The organism is Stenotrophomonas sp. yr243, assembly GCF_900184195.1.
GTDB lineage: Bacteria > Pseudomonadota > Gammaproteobacteria > Xanthomonadales > Xanthomonadaceae > Stenotrophomonas > Stenotrophomonas lactitubi.
The window spans coordinates 35755-54120 of record NZ_FXWT01000002.1 but is presented as its reverse complement, the minus strand read 5'-3'; the positions used below and the strand labels follow the sequence as shown (position 1 = coordinate 54120).

The following is an 18366-nucleotide window of genomic DNA, read 5'->3' as shown; positions in this document are numbered from 1 at the left end:
AAGGTGCAGGGGTTTTCTAGCCGGCCAAGGGTAGCTCAGACCGCGTAACGTTTTGTTAATCCCGGCTGGCTGCCGCCAGCGCAAGGCCCTGGACGACTCCCAGCGAGGGCTCGCCGTGGACCATCCGGGCGCCCGGGAACGCCTCGGCCGCGGCCTGCCGCAGGTAGCCGGCGCGGGACATGCCGCCGGTCAGGAACACCGCGTCCGGGTCGCCGCCGATGTCATTGCGGACCTGGGCGAGCAGTTCGCGGATCTGGCTCAGGTAGCCATGTGCGGCGGCGGCCAGACCGTCGGCGCTGTTGTCCACGTGCAGGTCGCGCGCGATGTAGTCCAGCGTGCTGCGATGCTCGCTGGCGCCGCTGAGGGCGATCTTGGCGCGCTCGACATCGCGGTACAGGCGGGCGGTGTTGCCGGTGTCCTGCAGTGCCTGCAGGCGCGCGCCCCACGGAGCGTCGACGTTGTCGTAGCTGTGCTGGCGGAACTCGCGCTGGCGGGTCATGTCCTGCACCGTGGCCGCTTCCACGTAGTGGTGGGTGGGCACGCGGGTGATGCCACGGCCGAACAGCGGCATGTAACCGGACAGGCTCAGGGCCAGGTCGATATCGGTACCGCCGCGGGCGATACCCCAGGCGCGGTGGATGCGTGGCGCTTCGCTGCCGCCCACTTCGGCGTGCGCGATATCGGTGGTGCCGCCGCCGATATCGACGATCACCGCCTGATGGCGATCGCTGCTTTCAGCGTGGTAATGCATGGCTGCGGCGGCGGGCTCTTCAAGGAAGTCGATCTGGTCGAAGCCGGCCTGGCTGGCCGCTTCGCGCAGGATGTCCAGGGCCTGGTCGTTGCCGGCCTCACCGATCGAACTGCGGAACTGCACCGGGCGGCCGAGCAGGGCGCTGCGCAGCGGCTGGCCGAGCTGGGCGCTGGCGGTCAAGCGGATGTGTTCGAGGATGTGCGCGGCGATGCCGGTGATGGTCTGCCGCGCGCGCGGGTGCAGGTTGTAGCCGAGCATGGACTTCGGGCTCTGCACGAGGTTGCCTTCGTGCTCCTCGAAATACGCTTCCAGCGCGTCGTCGCCATAGACCGCGTTCTGCAGCAGGTCGCTGGCGCTGCGTTCCTTTCCAGCGCGAGCCTCCATCCACTCCCGGCGCAGGGCGCGCAATGCCTCGCGGCGCAAGGCCTGTGGCGTGCGTTCCTGGCCAGCGGCGCGGGCTGCACGGGCGGCGCTGTCGATCAGCTGCTGCAGTTCGTGTTCCTGCCCGGCGTCGAGCTGGAAATCGTCCGGGTCGGGTACCACGCCGGGGAAGTACACGCTGGTACGGAACTGTTCGGCCTCGCCGAAGCGGATCGGCAGCAGCTTCCCATCACGCACGATGGCGGCGGCGGAGTTGCTGGTACCGAAGTCGATGCCGAGGCGCATGGGGGAGGTCCGGGGACGATCAGGGGCCGCGCACTCTGCTGGAGTTTGCCGCGCGCTGCAAGTTCCGGTGCCTCCCTTGTGCGGGGCGGGGCGAGGCCGCAACCGGACCGCCACCGGAAAATGAACGAAAAGGCCGGGCGGTTACAATGGCGGCTGTTGATTCATTTTGAGGTACTTGCGATGTCTTCTGTTCCCGCCTGCCCGCAGTGCACCCTGGAAAACACCTACGCCGATGGCGCGCTGTGGATCTGCGCAGACTGCGGCTTCGAGTGGACGGCCGAGGAAGGTGCCGGCTCGACCCTGGTCGTGCGTGACAGCAACGGCAATACCCTGCAGACCGGCGACACCGTCACCGTGATCAAGGACCTGAAGGTCAAGGGTTCTTCGATCCCGCTCAAGCAGGGCACCGTCATCCGCAACATCCGCCTGGTCGAAGGCGATGCCGAACACATCGAAGGCAACTCGGACAAGATCAAGGGGCTGGTGCTGAAGACCTGCTTCCTCAAGAAGGCCTGATCGCGCCTCAGCGCTTGGCCTGCTGCGCCCGCCAGCGGGCCAGGCTGTCCAGCTTGGCCTGGTAGCGGGCCTGCAGCGTTGAACCGCCCAGTTCCTGTGCCCGCTGCAGCTCGCGGTCTGCACGCTGCAGCCGGCCCGTCAGGAAATACACCCGTGCCAGGCCGAAGTGGAACTGGTGCGCGGTGTCGTACAGACGCACCGCCCGCCGGTAGTACGTGATCGCCTTGTCCAAGTCGCCAGCGCGTTCGGCCTGGGCACCCTGCATGTACTGCGCGAACGGATCCTCGCGCTGCACCGACTGCAGTTTCTTCTGCATCGACTGCGCCTGCGCCATCATGCCGAGCTTGCGATAGAGCGCACTGGCGTTGTTCAGTGCTGCGCTCTGGCGTCCGTCCAGGCGCAGGGCGGTGTCCAGCGCGGTGCGGGCCCCTTGGTCATCGCCCAGGCGGTTGTCGAGCACGCCGATGTTGTTCCACGTCGAGGCGAAGCTTGGGTCCTGCGCCAGTGCGGCATCGAAAAAGGCACGCGCGCCGCTCAGGTCGCCATCGGCGAGATGCTCCGCGCCCCGGTTGTTGTAGTAGTGGGCCAACGCCCGCTCACGGCCGATCGGCTGCGGCCCATGGCGGTCGTACAGCACGTTGCGGTCCAGGTCGACGGTGCCGTAGCGGCCGCCGACATCCACGCCGGCGTTGACGTGCCCGACGTTGTAGACCACGCCCTGGTCCTGGTCCTGGTACCACGACACCACCTGGCCGACTTCCTGCACCCGCGCCTGGATGCCGGCCTCGCGGGCGAGGGTGACGAACAGCAGGGTGAAGGCGAGGCAGTTGGCGCGCTGGTGCTGCCAGATCTCGCTGACGGTGTAGGTCGCATCGGCGTCGTACTGCAGGTCCAGGCCGGGCTGGCTGAAGATCATTTCCACCAGCGCCTGCAGGCGTTGGTCACGCGAGTAGCTGCGGCTGATCACCTGCTTCTGCAGCATCTCGCGCATCGCCGGCGGGATCGCGAGCACCTGTTCGGGCGTCGGCACACTGGCGGCGGTGACCTTTACGGTGGAGATGGTCGGGATGGCGGGCGCAGGAGCCGGCGCATCCTGGGCGGACAGGGCTGGCGCGCCGAGCGCAGCCAGCGACAGGAGAAAGCATCGAGCGGCAAGACGGCGCATGACGGTTTCCGGCGGCGGCGGGCGCTCCCGCCTGCGGCCAGTGTAGACCTGCATGTGGCGGTCCGCATCCACTGGCGATCAGCGCGTCGATCATCCACAGCCGGTGTGGACCAGCGCGCGCCAAACCTGTGGACAACTGCTGCGGGGCCTTGCCTGGCGCGGCGCGTGAACTGCTGGTGAAAAAACAGCCAGCTTGCCCGGCGTCGCCAAGGGCGGGATCATCCACGCATGGACTTCGCCCCGCTGACCCTCGCTCCCGCGCATTGGCAGGCACTGCAGGATGCCTATGCGACGCCGCCACGCGCCTACCACCACTTCGGTCATGTGCGCGCGGTCCTGCAGCATTGCCAGGCGGTGGCCGAGGGGCCGGGCTGGCAGCAGCCGGCCGAGGTCTATCTGGCAGCGCTGTACCACGATGCGGTCTACCAGGCCGGCCGCAAGGACAACGAGGCAAAGTCGGCCGCGCTGGCCCTGCAGGCCATCGCGGACTCACCGGAGCTGGCATCGGTGGACGCCGGCCGGGTCGAGCAGTTGATCCTGCTTACCGCCCGCCATGGCGCGCTGGGCCCGGCCGATGTCGATGCCGAAGCCGCGTTGTTCCTGGATTGCGACATGGCGATCCTGGCGGCGCCGGAAGCGGTGTTCTCCGCCTACGACCGTGGCGTAGCCGAAGAGTACAAGGGCGTGGTGCCGGGCTTCCTGTACCGCGCCGGGCGCCGCCGCTTCCTGCAGGGCCTGCTGCGCGCACCGCGGATCTTCCTCAGTGACTTTTTCGACCAGCGGCTTGATGCTGCCGCGCGGGCCAACCTGCGCCGTCAACTGGGCGCTTGAGCGCGCCGCTACACTATCCACCTGCAACCGCGTGGTGTTGTTTCCAGCCGTGACCGTCTCCGATACCCCTGCCGATCCCCGTCCGCTGCCGCCGGAAGAACCCGGCCCCAACGAATGCTGCGGCAGTGGCTGCCCGCTGTGCGTGCTCGACCTGTACACCGAGGAGCTGCAGCGCTACCGCAAGGTGCTGGCTGAGTGGAAGGCACGGCATCCGGACGCCGACCCATGAGTCGTGCCCGTCCAGCCGCGATGCTGGCGCTGGTGGCACTGCTGTTGTTCGTGGCGACCGCGTTGTGGACGCAGTTCGCGCGTGCGGATCTGGATTGGGTGAAGGCTACCCTGAGCCTGTACCTGCATGGGCCGTGGGGCGTGGCGCTACGCACGGCCTATTGCCTGCTGGCACTGGCCATCGCCGTGCTCGGTATTGCGTTGTACCGGTACAGCGTGGGGCCACGGCGCAGCGCAGCGGCACCGTTGCTGTTCTGCGTGGCTGCCGGCGGCCTCGCCACCGTTGCCATTGGTGACAGCTGGCTGCCCGAGGCAACACCGTTGCTGGCACCGCTGATCCACGGGCTGGCCGCCAATACCGCCTTCCTGTGCGCCAGCGTGGGCATGCTGCTGCAGGCCTGGTACCTGCGCCGCGAGCCGGGCTGGCGAGGCAGTGCGGCACTGCTGTGGGGCTGGGCATGGCTGGCCTTCGTGCTGCTGTGGATGCACGTGCTCTGGCGTGGTGGCCCACCGCGCGGGCTGGGGCAGAAACTGGTGATCGCGGTGATCGTCGGCTGGCTGCTGTGGCTGGCGCTGGCGCTGTATCGCCGCGGGCGTACCACCGGCACCCGCTGAATCGACCACCTGCTGTGTTGCAGGACGCCTCTACCGGTACGTGCCGTGCACGCAGCGGCGGCGTATCGTGTGCGCATTCCAACGGGATGCGAAACGATGCGTGCAGGGCTGGGCAGGGCGATGGGGCTGGTGTTGGCGCTGGCGGCGTTGCCAGCGGTGGCGGCAGTGCAGCAGGTCAGCCACGGACGCTTCGATCAGGTACCGGTGCATGTACCGGCCGGGGCACCACAACGGGTGGTGATCTGGTTCCATGATGGTGCTGATGCCGGCCGCAGCCCGATCGAAGCGCTGCGTGCCGATGGTGCGCTGGTCGCATCGGTGGATGTGGCCCACCTGCGCGGCGTGCTCAAGCGCGAAGGCAACAGCAGTTGCGCGTTCGGGGCGGGCGATGTCGAGAATTTCTCGCGTTGGGTGCAGGCATTCCTGCATCTGCCGGGGTATCACCTGCCGTTGGTTGGCGGCAGCGGCGAAGGCGCCGAGCTGGCCTATGCGCTGGCAGCACAGGCCGACACCCAGGTCTTTGCCGGCCTGTTGACCTCGGGTTTCTGCCCGGCCCACACGCACGAGCGCATGGTCTGCGGCGATGGCGTGAAGCACGACCGCCTGCAGCCCAGTGAACTGAATTTCCCGTGGTTGAACGCGGCCGGTGCGCCGGGGTGTTCAACCAACAGTGCAGGCCCGTTTGTGCAGCAGGTTGCGATGGCCCGTGAATTCAAGCGCACCGTTGCCGGCGATGCGACACCGGGGCTGGTGGCAGCCGCCCGGGTGATCGGCGCGCAGGCCGGGGTCGCGCTGGCGCCGCCGCCGGATGCCCTGAAGGGCCTGCCGGTAGTGGAAGTGCCGGCGCAGGGCAGCGGTGACACACTGGCGGTGTTCGTTTCCGGCGATGGCGGCTGGGCCGGCCTGGACAAGGATGTAGCGGGTGCCCTGGCCGAACATGGCGTGGCGGTGGTTGGCCTCGATTCGCTGCGTTACTTCTGGAGCGAACGCACGCCGCAGGGATTCGCTGTCGATCTGCAGAAGATCATCGGCCACTACCGCCAGCAATGGCAGCGCGACAAGGTGATGTTGATCGGTTTCTCGCAGGGCGCCGATGTGCTGCCGGCCACCATCAACCAGCTGGATGCGGGCACCCGCGCCGGTCTCGAGCGCATCGTGCTGCTGTCGGTGGGCAAGAACGCCGACTTTGAATTCCATGTCAGCAACTGGCTGGGCGGTGGCGGCGACGGTTTGCCGATCGCGCCGGAAGTGGCCAAGCTGCCGGCGGACAGAACTCTGTGCGTATACGGCGACAAGGACGAGGACGCGCTGTGCCCCGATCTGCCGGGCAACGACGGCGTGCACAAGGTCAAGCTGCCGGGCGACCATCACTTCGGCGGTGACTACGATCGCTTGGCCGAGGTGATCCTCAAGGGCGGCGCGTAGGTCCCTGGTAGACGCCGACCTTCGTCGGCGCTGCGGCTTGGACCATCACGGAAGGGAGCGTGTCGACCAAGGTCGACACCTACCGGGCGGCAGGTAGCGCCGGGCCATGCCCGGCGGATCGTGACCTCAATTCCGCCGCGGGTCCAGCGAGATCAGGCGCGTGGCATCCAGCAGCGCGGCCGGCAGGTGCATGCCGCCGGGCGCGGCCAGGTAGCGCGGTCGCCACTGCGGATCGAACTTCGACTTGAACCGGCGCAGGCCGCTGAAGCCATAGAAGCGCTCGCCATGCCGCGCGAGCAGGCCGGCCAGGCGGTTCCAGCGACCGGCCAGGCGGTGCTGGGCCAGGCCGGACAGCGGCGCCATGCCCAGCGAGAATCGCGCATACCCCTGTGCGCGGCCCCACAGGAACAGCTCGATGAACAGGAAATCCATCGTGCCCTTCGGTGCGTCGCTGACGTGGCGCATCAGATCCACTGACAACTCAGCGCCAGCTGGTGCCTGCCACAGGTTGGCAAAGGCCACGATCCGGCCTTCGGCTTCGACCAGGGCGATCGGGAAACGCACCAGATAATCCGGGTCGTAGCTGCCCAGCGAGAAGCCCTTCTCGTCGCCGGACTTGTCGTCCAGCCACGCGTTGGAAATGGCATGCAGGCGTGGCAGCAGGGCAGGGATTTCTTCCGCGGGTGCAACGCGGAAGGACAGCCCGCCGCGCTTGCCGCGGTTCCAGGCTTGCCGCAGGTCGGCACGCTCGCGGCCTTCCAGGCCGAAGTCGTGCAGCGGCACCATGGCCTCTTCACCCAGCTTGACCAGGCCCAGCCCGAGATCGAGATAGGTCTGCCAATACGCTTCACCCACCTGGTAGAACACCGGGCGCAGGCCGAGCCGGTCGGCTTCCTCGCGGAAGCGCCAGATCAATGCACGCGCCACCTCGGGCGGCCCGACCGGATCGCCCATCGCGATCAGCGAGCCGCCGTAGCGCTGCATCATCACAAAGCCCTTGTGTTCCGCATCGCGCAGCACTGCTTTGTCGGCGGTCAGCACCAGGCAGGCCTGGGTATCGGTAGCATCTGCCAGCACCGGTGCCAGCGCCTGCAGGGTTGCATCGTCGGCAGGCGGCAGCGGGCTGCGCGTGCTGTGCAGCAACCGCGCCAGCCCGAACATCACCAGTGCCATCGCCACCAGCAGCAGCGCACGCAGCGCGCGCGGCGCATTGCCGGACACTGCGAACTGCCACCACAGCTCGTTCTGGTATTCGACATGGCTGTAGGTGAAGAACAGCAGCCAGGTCACTGCCACCAGCACCAGGCCGAGGTTGCGCAGCCATGGCCACGACCAGGCTTCGTCCAGCAGCGCGCCCTGACGATAGAACTCGCGCCGCGCCGCCCACAGCGCCATCGCCACCAGCAACGCCGACAAGGCGATCAGCGGTTGGCCACCGCGCAGCCAGATCGGCAGCGGCGCGATCACGCAGATCGCCATCGCCAACATCCAGGCCGCATGGCTGCGGCGGGCCAGGCCCTGGCCGATCAGCAGCAGGGCGACGCCGCCCAGGCTGCCGATCAGGTGCGAGGTTTCCAGGATCGGCAGTGAGGCATTGATCAGGTGCCGCCGCGGTGTGGGCAGGGTGCCGTCGATGACCAGCGCGGCGCCGACGCTGAAGGCGGCCAGCGCGATGATCTGCGGCAACCACGGACGCAGCGCGTACCAGCCGGCGCGGGTTGCACCTGCGCTGGCCTGCAGCGGTTGCCGCAGCGCGGGCGCCAGTGCCAGCACGGTGGCCAGCAGCAGCGGCAGCACGTAGTAGCTGACGCGGTAGATCAATGCCGCCGCCAGCACCGCAGCGGGCGCCACCTGCGGCAGCAGCTTCAGCAGGCTCCACTCGAACACACCCAGACCGGCCGGCACGGTGGAGACCAGGCCGGCCAGTACGGCCACCAGGTACAGGCCGACGAAACCGGGCAGGCCGGTCGGCGTGGAATCCGGCAGCAGCACGTAGAACGCGGCACTGGCCAGCACCAGCTCGACCACGCTGAGCACGGTGACGCCCAACATGGTGCGTCGGTCCGGCAACCACAGGCCATGGCCGAAGATGCGGAACTGGCGACCGTCGCGGCCGACCAGGATGACGGTGGCGGCAAAGGCGATCAGCGCGACGATGCCGACCACGCGTACCGCCGAAGGGTCCAGCGGCAGCGCAAGCGCGGCAGCGGCCGGCTCCATGCACAGCGCCACGCCGATCAGCAGCCACGCGCCGAAGATGAAGCCCAGCGTGCTCATCAGCACTACCTGGCCGATCTGCGCCAGGTCCAGTCCGGCACTGCGGTAGCCGCGCAGGCGCACCGCACCACCGGTGAGTGCGGCAAAGCCCACGGTCTGGCCCAGGGTGTGGGCCAGGAACGCGGTGATGCCGATCCGTGCCGGGTGCACGCGGATGCCGCTGCGGCGCAGGCCGATTGCATCGAAGCCGATCAGGCACGCGTAGCTGGCTAGGCCGAGCAGCACGGTCAGCGCGATCTGGGCACCGCTGAGCTGGCGGAAGGCCTGGCGGATCGCGCGATAGCCGTGCTCATCGAATTCACCGGCCAGCCCGTGCAGGGCCAGCGCCAGGATCAACAACGGAACGACGATGGTGACGACCCGCTTCCAGGTCGGGGCAGCGGCGGCAGGGACGGAATCGGTAGGGGCGGTCATCGGCGCAAGGGTGCGGCAGTAAGGGCGAGGGCGGTGTCAACGCAGGGCGTCGCGCATCGTGCGCCTGCCAGCGCGGTTTGACCAGCGGTGCGGCTGTGCCGCCGGTGGCGGTATTCAGTGGCCGCACCGCGCACACACTTCCAACGCCGGCTGGGTGAGAATGCAGTTCAGACCACCCGCAGGAGCCACGCCCATGATGGAGCGTTACGACGTCGGACCGCGCATGTCCGAGATGACCGTGTACAACAAGGTCGCCTACCTTTCCGGCCAGATTCCGGAAGACACCAGCCAGGACATCACCGGGCAGACCCGGCAGGTACTGGCCGAGATCGACAAGTTGCTGGCGCTGGTGGCCAGTGACCGCCAGCACGTGCTGCGTGCGGAGATCTTCCTGGCCGACATGGCTGACTTCGAAGGTATGAACAAGGCGTGGGACGAGTGGGTGGTGGAGGGCGCGACCCCGGCCCGCGCGACCGTCGAAGCCAAGCTTGCGCACGCCGAATGGAAGGTCGAGATCATCGTGACGGCGGCCGTGCCGTAATTACCGGACAGGGGTCAGATCCCTTTTCCTCCGGAAAAGGGATCTGACCCCGTTTGCCGGGGGCTGACGTTGCAACATCCGTTACAGCGGCGGCTGCAGTCGTGAGCTTGCCTGCGCGCACAAGGCCAGGCAGGCCAGCATCAACCCTTCCATGACCCGGTCGCCGACGTATTCCTCCGGCGCACCGTTCTGCCGGGCGCGTTCGGCGGCCAGCATGACCTCCTGCACCACCCGCAGCCCGGCCAGCGCGCAGTCGGCATCGGCCAAGGCCATGCACCGGCTGGGAAGTTGATGCCGTTCCGGCCACGGTTGGCCGTCGGCCGCCGCGCCAGTACCGATACGCCGCAAGGTCGCAACCAGTGTGGTGGGATCACAGGCTGGTGCCTGTTGCGTGTCCTCGTCGGCGTCTGCCGGGCCGAGGTAAGCGTGCAGATGGGGGAAATCCGATGCGTTCATGGCAAGGCTCCGTGCAGGACAGACGGTAGCCGCCACTCAAAGGTGGCGGACGGAGACGTGGCTCGAAAACCGGTGTCGAACGATCCGGCTGGCCCGAAGGCCCCCACGCCCCGCCCGCCATAGCCGGCAGACGGATTGCCAGCCGGCGCCACGCAAGGTGACGCCGGCTGGCAAGCGTAAACAACGTTCGACAAAACGGGTTTTCGAAGCCCGGCCACCCTTTTCCGGTGGCTCACCATCTGTAAACCTGCTGCTGCGCAATGCCAATCAGATGAGTTGCATTGCCCGCATCATCAAGACGCTTTCAGCATTTTTGCATGCTGTTTAACAGCCAAAAGTGCAGGTGGCGCAAGGGTCGCGAATGATCGAGCAATCTGCGACATGCATCGTGATTCGGCAGTTGCCAGCGTGCACAGGCGGGGTCGATTGCGACGAGGGTTCATGGCGTCGGAAAGATTGTGCGGACCAAGGTCCGCACCCACCAAAAGCCGGGCCACACCCGCCAACATCCCAGTTCTGTCATTCAAATATCGAATCCACGCTCCTGCTTCTGCAATTGACGTTGCAGTCGCACTGCTCGACCGTCCGCCACGGATATCTGTCGGGGGCTGGTGGGCGGGGGCAAGCGGGACCGTTGGCGCCATGGATGGCGCCATCGAGCCCCCATGGATGGGTTCACGGCGTGTCCCGCTTGCCCCCGCCCACCAGCCCAGGCCATGAAACCCAGACAGCCGACGCTCCCAGCTGTTGCTGTTGCTTGAAAAAAGCGCAACGCGACGCCGCCGCGTCGCAAAAAACCTACACCAACACCAGCTCGATGCAATCCACCGGACACGGCGGAATACACAACTCGCACCCCGTGCACAGATCCGCAATCACCGTATGCATGTACTTCGCCCCACCGACAATCGCATCCACCGGACACGCCTGTATGCACTTCGTGCAACCGATGCAGTCAGCCTCCACGATCAATGCCACCTGCGGCGCTTTGTGCTCGCCACGATTGCGATCAAACGGCAGCGCCGGCACACCCAGCACCTGCGCCAACGCCCGCGCCCCGGCATCGCCGCCCGGCGGACAACGATCCACGCCCACCTCTCCACGGGCCATCGCCTGCGCATACGGGCGACAGCCGTCGTAGCCGCATTGCCCGCATTGGGTCTGCGGCAGCAAGCGGTCCAGGCGTTCGGTCAGGGGTGGAATCAGGCTCATGCGTGGCGAAGGCTGCGCGTGTGGTTACTTCAGGGGTTTGCCGCGGTACCAGCGCTCGTGCGCCAGGGCCAGCATCGGCCGATCTTCGGCGCTGTCACCGTAGGCATGGATGCGTGTGTAGCGTGACAGATCGAACTGGCGACGGATGTGCTCGACCTTGCGCGGACCACAATCGCCACCGGCGTAGCGGCCAGTCAAGCGTCCGCTTTCGCTTTCGAGCCGATTGCAGATCAACTGCAGGCCCAGTTGTTCGCACCACGGCCGCAGGTACAGGTCGAGTGAACCGGATACCACCACCACGGTGTGCTGCTGCTCCTTGTGCCAACGGATCTGCTCCAGCATTTCCGGACGCACGACATCGGGCAGGAACTCGCGGGAAAAGCCAGCCGCCAGCGTCTCGATGTCATCGGCGTGGCGCTCGCTGAAGGTCAACCGGGTCACCCGTGCGCGGATGCGCTCGGCGGAGATCAGCTTCAGCTTGTAGGCCAGCAGCCAGGGGCCGACTTTCCACCAGGCCTGTGCCAGCTGTTCAGCGGTGGCAACCCGGCGCAGGAAGCGGCCGTAGGTGTCGCAGGTGGTGACGGTGTGGTCGAAGTCGAACAGCGCCAGTTCCAACGCAGCATCTCCCATCACGGTACCTCCCTTCGCGGTGCTCATGACCGGGCGCGGCCGGAGCCGCGCCCGTGTTGCATCAACGCACCGGCATGCCCGGCTGCGCGCTGCTGTCGGCGTCCAGCAGCGCCAGCGCGCCGCCATCGAAACCGGCCGACAGGATCATGCCTTCGCTCAGGCCGAAGCGCATCTTGCGCGGGGCCAGGTTGGCGATGAACACCACGCTGCGGCCGACCAGCGCTTCCGGCTCGCCGTAGCTGGCGCGGATGCCGGAGAAGATCTGGCGCTTGCCGAGCTCGCCGGCGTCCAGTTCGAAACGCAGCAGCTTGTCCGAGCCTTCCACGAACTCGCACACCAGTACCTTGCCGATGCGCAGGTCGAGCTTGGCGAAGTCGTCGATGCCGATGTAGGCCGGCGCGTCAGCGCTGTTTGCTTCGTCCTTGGCCACCACCGGTGCGGCAGGCTTGGCGGCTTCCACCTTCGCTGCGGGGGCTGCAGCGGCAGCGGTCAGGGTGTCCTTGGAGGCGTCGATCATGGCGTCAATCTTCTTCGGGTCGATACGGGTGAACAGCGGGGTGTACTCGGTGATGCGGTGGCCGAACAGCGGCTGCGCCAACTCGGTCCAGTCATTCACCGGTGCAGCCAGGAAGGCCTCGGCCTGCGCGGCGGTGGCCGGCAGCACTGGCTTCAAGGCGGTGACCAGCACGCGGAACAGGTTCAGGCCCTGGCTGCACACCGCCTGCAGCTGCGCGTCGGCGCCTTCCTGCTTGGCGATCACCCACGGCTTGACGTCATCGATGTAGCGGTTGGCTTCATCGGCCAGGGTCATGGTCAGGCGGATCGCTGCTGCCGGGTCGTTGCGCTCGTAGGCTTCACGGATCGGCGCCAGGCCATCGACGAAGCGCTGGTACTGCGCCGCGTCGGGCAGCTGCGCGGCCAACTGGCCATCGAAGCGCTTGCTGATGAAACCGGCGCAGCGGCTGGCGAGGTTGACGAACTTGCCGACCAGATCGGCGTTGACGCGGGCGATGAAGTCGCCCAGGTTCAGGTCGAGGTCGTCGACGCCGCCACCGGACTTGGCGGCGAAGTAGTAACGCAGCGCCTCCGGCTCCAGGCCGGCATCCAGGAACGTACGCGCCATCACGAAGGTGCCGCGCGACTTGCTCATCTTCGCGCCATCGACGGTCAGGTAGCCGTTGACGTGCAGGCGGGTCGGCGCGCGGTGGCCGGTGCCGTGCAGCACCGCCGGCCAGAACAGGCCGTGGAAATTGACGATGTCCTTGCCGAGGAAATGATGCAGTTCGGTGCTGGTGCCGGCGCGCAGGTGCGCTTCGAAATCCTCGCCGATCTTGCCGCACAAGGTCTGGAAGCTGGACAGGTAGCCGATCGGCGCGTCCAGCCAGACGTAGAAGTACTTGCCCGGCTGGCCGGGAATCTCGAAACCGAAGTACGGCGCATCGCGCGAGATGTCCCACGCACGCAGGCCACCTTCGGCATTGAGCCATTCACCGAGCTTGGCCTTCACGCCGGGCAGGGCGACATCGCCGGCCAGCCAGTCGCGCAGGAAGCCGTCGAAGTGGCCGACCTCGAAGAAGAAGTGCTCGGAATCGCGCATTTCCGGGGTGGCCCCGGAAATCACCGAGCGCGGTTCCTTCAGGTCGGTCGGCGCATAGGTGGCGCCGCAGACTTCGCAGTTGTCGCCGTACTGGTCGGCGCTGCCGCAGTTGGGGCAGATGCCCTTGACGTAGCGGTCGGGCAGGAACATGCCCTTGGCCGGGTCATAGAACTGCGCCACCGAACGGCGGCTGATGTGGCCAGCGGCTTCCAGCTTCAGGTAGAACGCCTCGGTCAGCGCCTTGTTGGCCGCCGAATTGGTCGAGTCGTAATGGTCGAAGGCGACGCCAAAGGCGGCGAAATCGCGTTCGTGACTGGCCTGGATGTTGGCGATGAAGGCTTCCGGGGTGACCCCGGCCTTTTCCGCGGCCAGCATGATCGGCGTGCCATGGGTGTCGTCGGCGCAGACGAACCAGGCCTTGCCGCCACTCATTCGACGCGCACGCACCCAGATGTCAGCCTGGATGTAGCCGACCAGGTGGCCCAGGTGCAGCGGGCCGTTGGCGTAGGGCAGGGCGGTGGTGACGAGCGCGGTACGGGTCATGGTCACGGGGTGCAGCCAGGGGGAACCGGGGATTATCGCATGCCCGCAACGAGGTGACCCGGCCTGGGCCGGGTCACGGGAACAAGGCGGGGGCCGGGGCGCTTATTCGCGCTGCCAGGTCTGCGCGCGGCAGATGAAGGCGATGCAGCCGGACACGTCCAGCTTGGTGCCGCCGGGCTGCAGTTCCATCTTCGACCTGTAGGTCTTGCCGTTGGCCGGATCGAGGATGGTGCCACCGGACCACTTGTTGGCGCCGTCGGCCTTCAGGTTCCAGAGGATGGTCATGCCCTTTACCGGCTTGTTCTTGTTGGCGCCTTCACAACCATCGCAGACCGGGTTCGGGCCCTTGTCCGAATGCAGGATCTCGACCACACGGCCCGTCAGCGTGCCGTTGGCGGTCTGGCTGATCTCGACGATCGACTTCACCTTGCCGGTCTTGTCGTCGATGGTTTTCCAGCGGCCGGCGGCACTGTCGGCGGCCTGCGCGGAGAGCGCGGCCAGGCACAGCGGCAGCGCCAGCAGCAGGGTCTTGAAGGTCTTGCGCATGGTCCCCTCCCAGGGTTCATTCCGGCACGATGCCGGTACGGGTCGACTGTATACCCATTCGGCGGGGTATGGGGAAGGGGGGGGGCTTGGCCGGGCTGCGCCCGGCACCCGCAGAGGCAACGGCCGGAGCAACGGCAAAAGCAGCTGTTCTGTGGGATGGCGGGGTGGGTCCGGTTGCGGGGGACGCTGCAAGTACGTCCATGTAAGCTCGGTCGCCGCATCCATGCGGCTCACGCCCCCGCAACCGGACCCACCCCGCCTTCGACAGGCTCCCGCAATCTGTCGGAATGGCATGGCCTGCTGTTGGTAGGTGTCGACCTTGGTCGACACTTGGATCCACGCCATGCGTGGATGAACACCTGTCGGAATGGCACGGCCTGCTCTTGGTAGGTGTCGACCTTGGTCGACACTTAGATCCATGCCATGCGTGGATGAACTTCGCGATTGAGGATCGCTCAACCGATCTCGTACAGCTCCAGCGGCAGGTCGTCGGGGTCGGCGAAGAAGGTGAAGCGGCGGCCGGTGTATTCGTCCACGCGGATCGGTTCGCAGGCTACGCCGTGGCTGGCCAGGCGTTCGATGAACGGTTCCAGCGCGGCTACGCGGAACGCGAGGTGGCGCAGACCCTGGGCTTCGGGGCGGCTGGGCCGTGCGGGCGGCGAGGGGAAGGAGAACAGCTCAAGTTGGCCGCCATCGGGCAGGGCGAGGTCCAGCTTCCATGAGTCGCGTGCGGGGCGGTGGTTCTCGGCCAGTATGCGCAGGCCCAGCACGCGCACGTAGAAGTCTTTCGAGCGCGCGTAGTCGCTGCAGATCAGTGCGGCATGGTGGATGCCCAGCAGGCCGGTGGTATCGGGGGTCATTGCAGGGTGTCCAGCCAGCGCTGGGCGATCTTCAGCGCCAGTGGATAGGGTTCGGGGGCGTTGCGGTTGCTCAGCACGATCACGGTCAGGTGTTTGTCCGGGTAGCGCAGGATCACGTTGCGGAAGCCGATGCTTTCGCCGCTGTGCCACTGCATGCGGCCGTTCAAGCGCCAGCCGAAACCGTAATGCGGCACGTCCGCTTCAGTGGTGGCGGTCGCTGGGCTGAACATCGCCTTGCGTGATGCGGCTGACAGCAGGCGGTCGTCGTACAGGGCCGCGTCCCAGCGGGCGAGGTCGTCCAGCGAGGCGTAGATGCCGCCGTCGCCGAGTACGGCGCTGGTCGTGCTCTGGTCGGTGCGTTGCCAGTGGCCGCTGACTTCGCTGTAGCCATAGGCACGCTGCGCCACCACATCGACACCGTCCTGGTGGGCGACGGTATGCGCCATGCCCAGTGGCCGGAAGATGCGCTGCTGCAGGAAGCTGGCGAAGTCGGTGCCGGCGGCACGAGCGACGATCAGCGCCAGCAATGCGTAACCGCTGTTGCTGTAGCGGTACTGCGTACCGGGTGCGAAGGCGAGCCGATCTTCGCGGGCGAGCAGCGCCAGCACATCGGCGTCGTGTACCTGCCGGGTGTCGGCAGGGTCCATCAGGTCTTCGTAGTCCAGCAGGCCGCTGGTGTGCGACAGCAACTGCCGCAGGGTGATGGCGGCAGCGGCGGGCGGAAGTTCCGGCAGCCAGCGCCGCGCCGGCTGGTCCAGCGCGAGGCGACCGTCCTCGACCAGCAACAGCGCCGCCGCAGCGGTGAACTGCTTGCTGACCGAAGCCAGGCGGAAGTTGCTGGCCGGCGTCACGGCGCTGCCATCTTCGACCACGGCCAAGCCGTAGCCGCGGCGGAATACCGGTTGCCCGTCGTGCAGTACCAGCACGGCCGCGCCCGGCACCTGGCCGTCGTAGGCCTGCATCAGGCCATCGATGCCTGCATCCGGCGGCGCCAGCGGTGCCGCCGCCAGGGTGATCGACGGCAGCACAGCGAGGGCGGCGATACACAGCAGGGCGGCAGCGCGCATGGCAGCTCCGTGACGGTCAGGGTGCGGGTGCTGGCGTTGCCGCGGCCGGCTGGGCCAGCCAGCGTTCGATCTTGTGGTCCAGCACATCCAGTGGCATCGAACCGTCCTTCAGCACTTCGGCATGGAAGCGGCGCAGGTCGAACGCTGCACCCTGGCGTGCCTTGGCCTTGTCGCGCAGGGCGATGATCGTGGTCAGGCCCGCCACGTTGGACAGCGCCTGGCCAGGCTGGGCCATGATCCGTTCGACCTCGGCGTTGGCGTCGTCGCTGCTCATGTCCACGGTCTTCTGCAGATAGGTCACGGCCTGCTGCTTGCTCCAGCCCTGCGCATGCACGCCGGTGTCGGCGACCACGCGCGCGGCGCGCAGCAGGCGCGAATACAGATAGCCGATGCGGTCGTACGGATCGGTGTACGCGCCGAGCTCTTCGCCCAGGGTCTCTGCATACAGGCCCCAGCCTTCGACGAAGGCGAGGTCACCGCCGAGGCGGCGGAAGCGCGGCAGCTTGGTCAGTTCCTGCTGCAGGCCCAGCTGCACGTGGTGGCCGGGAATGGCTTCATGCAGGTACTGCACCGGCACGTTCCAGCGCTTGCGGCTGGGCAGGTCGCGGGTGTTGACGAACAGCACGCCGGGTTGTCCCGGGGGCGACGGCTGATAGGAGGCTGCTGCGGCGGTCATGGCGCGCTCCGGCTCCACTGCATGGATCTGCAGCGGCGCCTTCGGCAGGGTGTCCAGCACCAGCGGCAGGCGTGCATCGACCTGCTGCTGCACCTGCCGGTAGCGGTTGAGCAACGCGTTGGCGTCGCTGTACTGGAACTGGCGGTCGTTGCGCATGCTGCGCAGCAGCTTGGCCTGCGAACTGCGCAGCTTGCCATCGCGCATCACCGTGGTGATCTGCGCCTGCAGCTCCTGCACACGCTGTTCGCCCAGCGCGTGCAGCTGCGCGGCGGTCTGCTGGCTGGCGGTGGTCTGCACGATCAGGTTGGCGTACCAGGCCTGGCCATCGGGAAGAGCGCCCAAGCCGCTGCTGCTGCGCGTGGCGGGCAGGTATTCGGTGGCGATGAAGCCACGCAGGGCGCGGTAGGCCGGCATGATGCGCAGTTCGATCATGCGCTTGTACTCGGCGCTGATACGCGCCTTGTCTTCGGCGGAGATGGACTCCGGCATGGTCCGGATCGGCGACCAGAAGATGCTCTCTTCGGCGGTCGGCTTGATCACCGCGTCCAGCTGCGGCAGGACCTTTTCCATCAGGTCGCGCGGCTGCACCACGCCGGCCTTCATGCCCTGGCGCATGTTGGCGATGGCCTGGTCGAACAGATCGGGAATGCCCAGCGAGCGGCGCGACCAGGTGTCGTAGTCCTTGGCCGTGTTGAACGGCTGCGCGCCAGCACCGGCGCCGAGGATGGCCATGATGCTGCCGACGTTGTAGTACTGGCTGATCGGCATCATCCAGCTTGGATAACGCTCGGCGGCCAGCGAGGCGCGGGCGTCACGCACGAAGATCTCGTAGCTGAGCAGGTCCTGCCCCTGCAGGCCGTCGCTGCCGATTTTCTCGACCTTGCCCAGCCATTCGGTGGTGAAGTCGTGCGATTGCTGGCGCCAGGCGGCGGACAGGATGTTGGGCAATTGGTCGTTGTAGCGCGGCTCGCCCTGGAAGGTGGCCTGCAGCGGGTTCAACCGCATGGAGGCATCCCAGTATTCGTCGTACAAGCGCTCCAGCTGCACCTGCTTGGGCACTGCGCGGGCCGGGGCGACCGGACGCGGCGCGGCGCGGCGCGCCGAACTGCCGCGGGCCGGCGGGGTGGCACGTGTGCCGGCGCGGGCCTTCGGTTTGGCCGCCTGGCGGGTCTGCGCGGCGGCGGGGCGGCTGCCCTTCTTCTTCGCTGCTTCGGCCGGCGGTACGGCGCTGAACAGGAACAACGCGGCGATGGCGGCGGCCAGGACGCGGGGGGAATACGGCATCAAGAAGCTTCCGTGGAACACAGACCGTGGAGCTTGCACGATCCGCGCGCGTACGGCCAGCGTGAG

General features: G+C 67.3%; 17 protein-coding genes. 6 read left to right on the top strand and 11 right to left on the bottom strand.

The features are described from left to right. Nucleotides 1-55: 55 nt before the first annotated feature. Nucleotides 56-1417, bottom strand: a complete 1362-nt coding sequence (locus QOL57_RS07090; protein WP_089236398.1) for an Hsp70 family protein — start codon at nucleotides 1415-1417, stop codon at nucleotides 56-58. 180 nt (nucleotides 1418-1597) lie between these two features. Between QOL57_RS07090 and QOL57_RS07085 the strand changes: the two genes are divergently transcribed. Then, a complete protein-coding gene (locus QOL57_RS07085) occupies nucleotides 1598-1933 on the top strand; it encodes a zinc ribbon domain-containing protein YjdM (protein ID WP_089236397.1) in 336 nt (111 codons plus the stop codon). A gap of 7 nt (nucleotides 1934-1940) precedes the next feature. Here the strand turns inward: QOL57_RS07085 and QOL57_RS07080 are convergent, their stop codons facing one another. Continuing rightward, nucleotides 1941-3098: a tetratricopeptide repeat protein gene (locus tag QOL57_RS07080; protein ID WP_089236396.1), complete on the bottom strand. Its 1158-nt coding sequence runs from the start codon at nucleotides 3096-3098 to the stop codon at nucleotides 1941-1943. Nucleotides 3099-3326: 228 nt separating this feature from the next. On the opposite strand from QOL57_RS07080, the gene QOL57_RS07075 reads away from it, so the two are divergent. The 4 genes from QOL57_RS07075 (at nucleotide 3327) to QOL57_RS07060 (ending at nucleotide 6197) form a co-directional block, all read left to right on the top strand. Further along, nucleotides 3327-3929 (top strand): hypothetical protein, encoded by a 603-nt coding sequence (locus QOL57_RS07075; protein WP_089236395.1) that lies wholly within the window; start codon nucleotides 3327-3329, stop codon nucleotides 3927-3929. A 49-nt stretch (nucleotides 3930-3978) separates the two neighbouring features. Next, entirely contained in the window at nucleotides 3979-4158 is a 180-nt protein-coding gene (locus QOL57_RS07070; protein ID WP_244900708.1) for an oxidoreductase-like domain-containing protein, read from the top strand. Further along, entirely contained in the window at nucleotides 4155-4772 is a 618-nt protein-coding gene (locus tag QOL57_RS07065) for a DUF998 domain-containing protein (protein ID WP_089236393.1), read from the top strand. The genes QOL57_RS07070 and QOL57_RS07065 overlap by 4 nt, the downstream gene beginning before the upstream one ends. A 96-nt stretch (nucleotides 4773-4868) precedes the next feature. After that, a complete protein-coding gene (locus tag QOL57_RS07060) occupies nucleotides 4869-6197 on the top strand; it encodes an AcvB/VirJ family lysyl-phosphatidylglycerol hydrolase (protein WP_280521847.1) in 1329 nt (442 codons plus the stop codon). 126 nt (nucleotides 6198-6323) lie between these two features. Here the strand turns inward: QOL57_RS07060 and mprF are convergent, their stop codons facing one another. Further along, nucleotides 6324-8888 (bottom strand): bifunctional lysylphosphatidylglycerol flippase/synthetase MprF, encoded by a 2565-nt coding sequence (mprF, locus tag QOL57_RS07055; RefSeq protein WP_089236391.1) that lies wholly within the window; start codon nucleotides 8886-8888, stop codon nucleotides 6324-6326. A 193-nt stretch (nucleotides 8889-9081) separates the two neighbouring features. On the opposite strand from mprF, the gene QOL57_RS07050 reads away from it, so the two are divergent. Then, nucleotides 9082-9429 carry a RidA family protein gene (locus tag QOL57_RS07050; protein ID WP_025879081.1) on the top strand — a complete coding sequence of 116 codons (348 nt, stop codon included), beginning with the start codon at nucleotides 9082-9084 and terminating at the stop codon, nucleotides 9427-9429. 81 nt (nucleotides 9430-9510) lie between these two features. Here QOL57_RS07050 and QOL57_RS07045 read toward each other — a convergent pair whose 3' ends face one another. The 8 genes from QOL57_RS07045 to QOL57_RS07010 form a co-directional block, all read right to left on the bottom strand. Then, nucleotides 9511-9885: a hypothetical protein gene (locus QOL57_RS07045; RefSeq protein WP_089236390.1), complete on the bottom strand. Its 375-nt coding sequence runs from the start codon at nucleotides 9883-9885 to the stop codon at nucleotides 9511-9513. 798 nt (nucleotides 9886-10683) lie between these two features. After that, on the bottom strand, nucleotides 10684-11097 hold the full coding sequence (gene rnfB / locus QOL57_RS07040; protein ID WP_089236389.1) for an Rnf electron transport complex subunit RnfB: 414 nt from the start codon (nucleotides 11095-11097) through the stop codon (nucleotides 10684-10686). A gap of 24 nt (nucleotides 11098-11121) precedes the next feature. Continuing rightward, on the bottom strand, nucleotides 11122-11712 hold the full coding sequence (locus QOL57_RS07035; protein WP_025879084.1) for an HAD family hydrolase: 591 nt from the start codon (nucleotides 11710-11712) through the stop codon (nucleotides 11122-11124). A 76-nt stretch (nucleotides 11713-11788) separates the two neighbouring features. After that, nucleotides 11789-13867: a methionine--tRNA ligase gene (metG, locus tag QOL57_RS07030; protein ID WP_089238043.1), complete on the bottom strand. Its 2079-nt coding sequence runs from the start codon at nucleotides 13865-13867 to the stop codon at nucleotides 11789-11791. 102 nt (nucleotides 13868-13969) lie between these two features. Then, nucleotides 13970-14413, bottom strand: a complete 444-nt coding sequence (locus QOL57_RS07025) for a DUF2147 domain-containing protein (protein ID WP_089236388.1) — start codon at nucleotides 14411-14413, stop codon at nucleotides 13970-13972. Between the two features lie 455 nt (nucleotides 14414-14868). Beyond that, nucleotides 14869-15273 carry a VOC family protein gene (locus QOL57_RS07020; RefSeq protein ID WP_089236387.1) on the bottom strand — a complete coding sequence of 135 codons (405 nt, stop codon included), beginning with the start codon at nucleotides 15271-15273 and terminating at the stop codon, nucleotides 14869-14871. Further along, on the bottom strand, nucleotides 15270-16340 hold the full coding sequence (locus tag QOL57_RS07015) for a serine hydrolase domain-containing protein (RefSeq protein ID WP_089236386.1): 1071 nt from the start codon (nucleotides 16338-16340) through the stop codon (nucleotides 15270-15272). Before QOL57_RS07015 ends, QOL57_RS07020 begins: the two co-directional genes overlap by 4 nt. 16 nt (nucleotides 16341-16356) lie before the next feature. Further along, on the bottom strand, nucleotides 16357-18300 hold the full coding sequence (locus QOL57_RS07010; RefSeq protein ID WP_089236385.1) for a DUF885 family protein: 1944 nt from the start codon (nucleotides 18298-18300) through the stop codon (nucleotides 16357-16359). Nucleotides 18301-18366: the final 66 nt, after the last annotated feature.

Coding starts and splice junctions, on each gene's coding strand:
- QOL57_RS07090 (WP_089236398.1), bottom strand. CDS start 1,417: ATGCGCCTCGGCATCGACTTCGGTACCAGCAACTCCGCCGCCGCCATC.
- QOL57_RS07085 (WP_089236397.1), top strand. CDS start 1,598: ATGTCTTCTGTTCCCGCCTGCCCGCAGTGCACCCTGGAAAACACCTAC.
- QOL57_RS07080 (WP_089236396.1), bottom strand. CDS start 3,098: ATGCGCCGTCTTGCCGCTCGATGCTTTCTCCTGTCGCTGGCTGCGCTC.
- QOL57_RS07075 (WP_089236395.1), top strand. CDS start 3,327: ATGGACTTCGCCCCGCTGACCCTCGCTCCCGCGCATTGGCAGGCACTG.
- QOL57_RS07065 (WP_089236393.1), top strand. CDS start 4,155: ATGAGTCGTGCCCGTCCAGCCGCGATGCTGGCGCTGGTGGCACTGCTG.
- QOL57_RS07060 (WP_280521847.1), top strand. CDS start 4,869: ATGCGTGCAGGGCTGGGCAGGGCGATGGGGCTGGTGTTGGCGCTGGCG.
- mprF (WP_089236391.1), bottom strand. CDS start 8,888: ATGACCGCCCCTACCGATTCCGTCCCTGCCGCCGCTGCCCCGACCTGG.
- QOL57_RS07050 (WP_025879081.1), top strand. CDS start 9,082: ATGATGGAGCGTTACGACGTCGGACCGCGCATGTCCGAGATGACCGTG.
- QOL57_RS07045 (WP_089236390.1), bottom strand. CDS start 9,885: ATGAACGCATCGGATTTCCCCCATCTGCACGCTTACCTCGGCCCGGCA.
- rnfB (WP_089236389.1), bottom strand. CDS start 11,097: ATGAGCCTGATTCCACCCCTGACCGAACGCCTGGACCGCTTGCTGCCG.
- metG (WP_089238043.1), bottom strand. CDS start 13,867: ATGACCCGTACCGCGCTCGTCACCACCGCCCTGCCCTACGCCAACGGC.
- QOL57_RS07025 (WP_089236388.1), bottom strand. CDS start 14,413: ATGCGCAAGACCTTCAAGACCCTGCTGCTGGCGCTGCCGCTGTGCCTG.
- QOL57_RS07020 (WP_089236387.1), bottom strand. CDS start 15,273: ATGACCCCCGATACCACCGGCCTGCTGGGCATCCACCATGCCGCACTG.
- QOL57_RS07015 (WP_089236386.1), bottom strand. CDS start 16,340: ATGCGCGCTGCCGCCCTGCTGTGTATCGCCGCCCTCGCTGTGCTGCCG.
- QOL57_RS07010 (WP_089236385.1), bottom strand. CDS start 18,300: ATGCCGTATTCCCCCCGCGTCCTGGCCGCCGCCATCGCCGCGTTGTTC.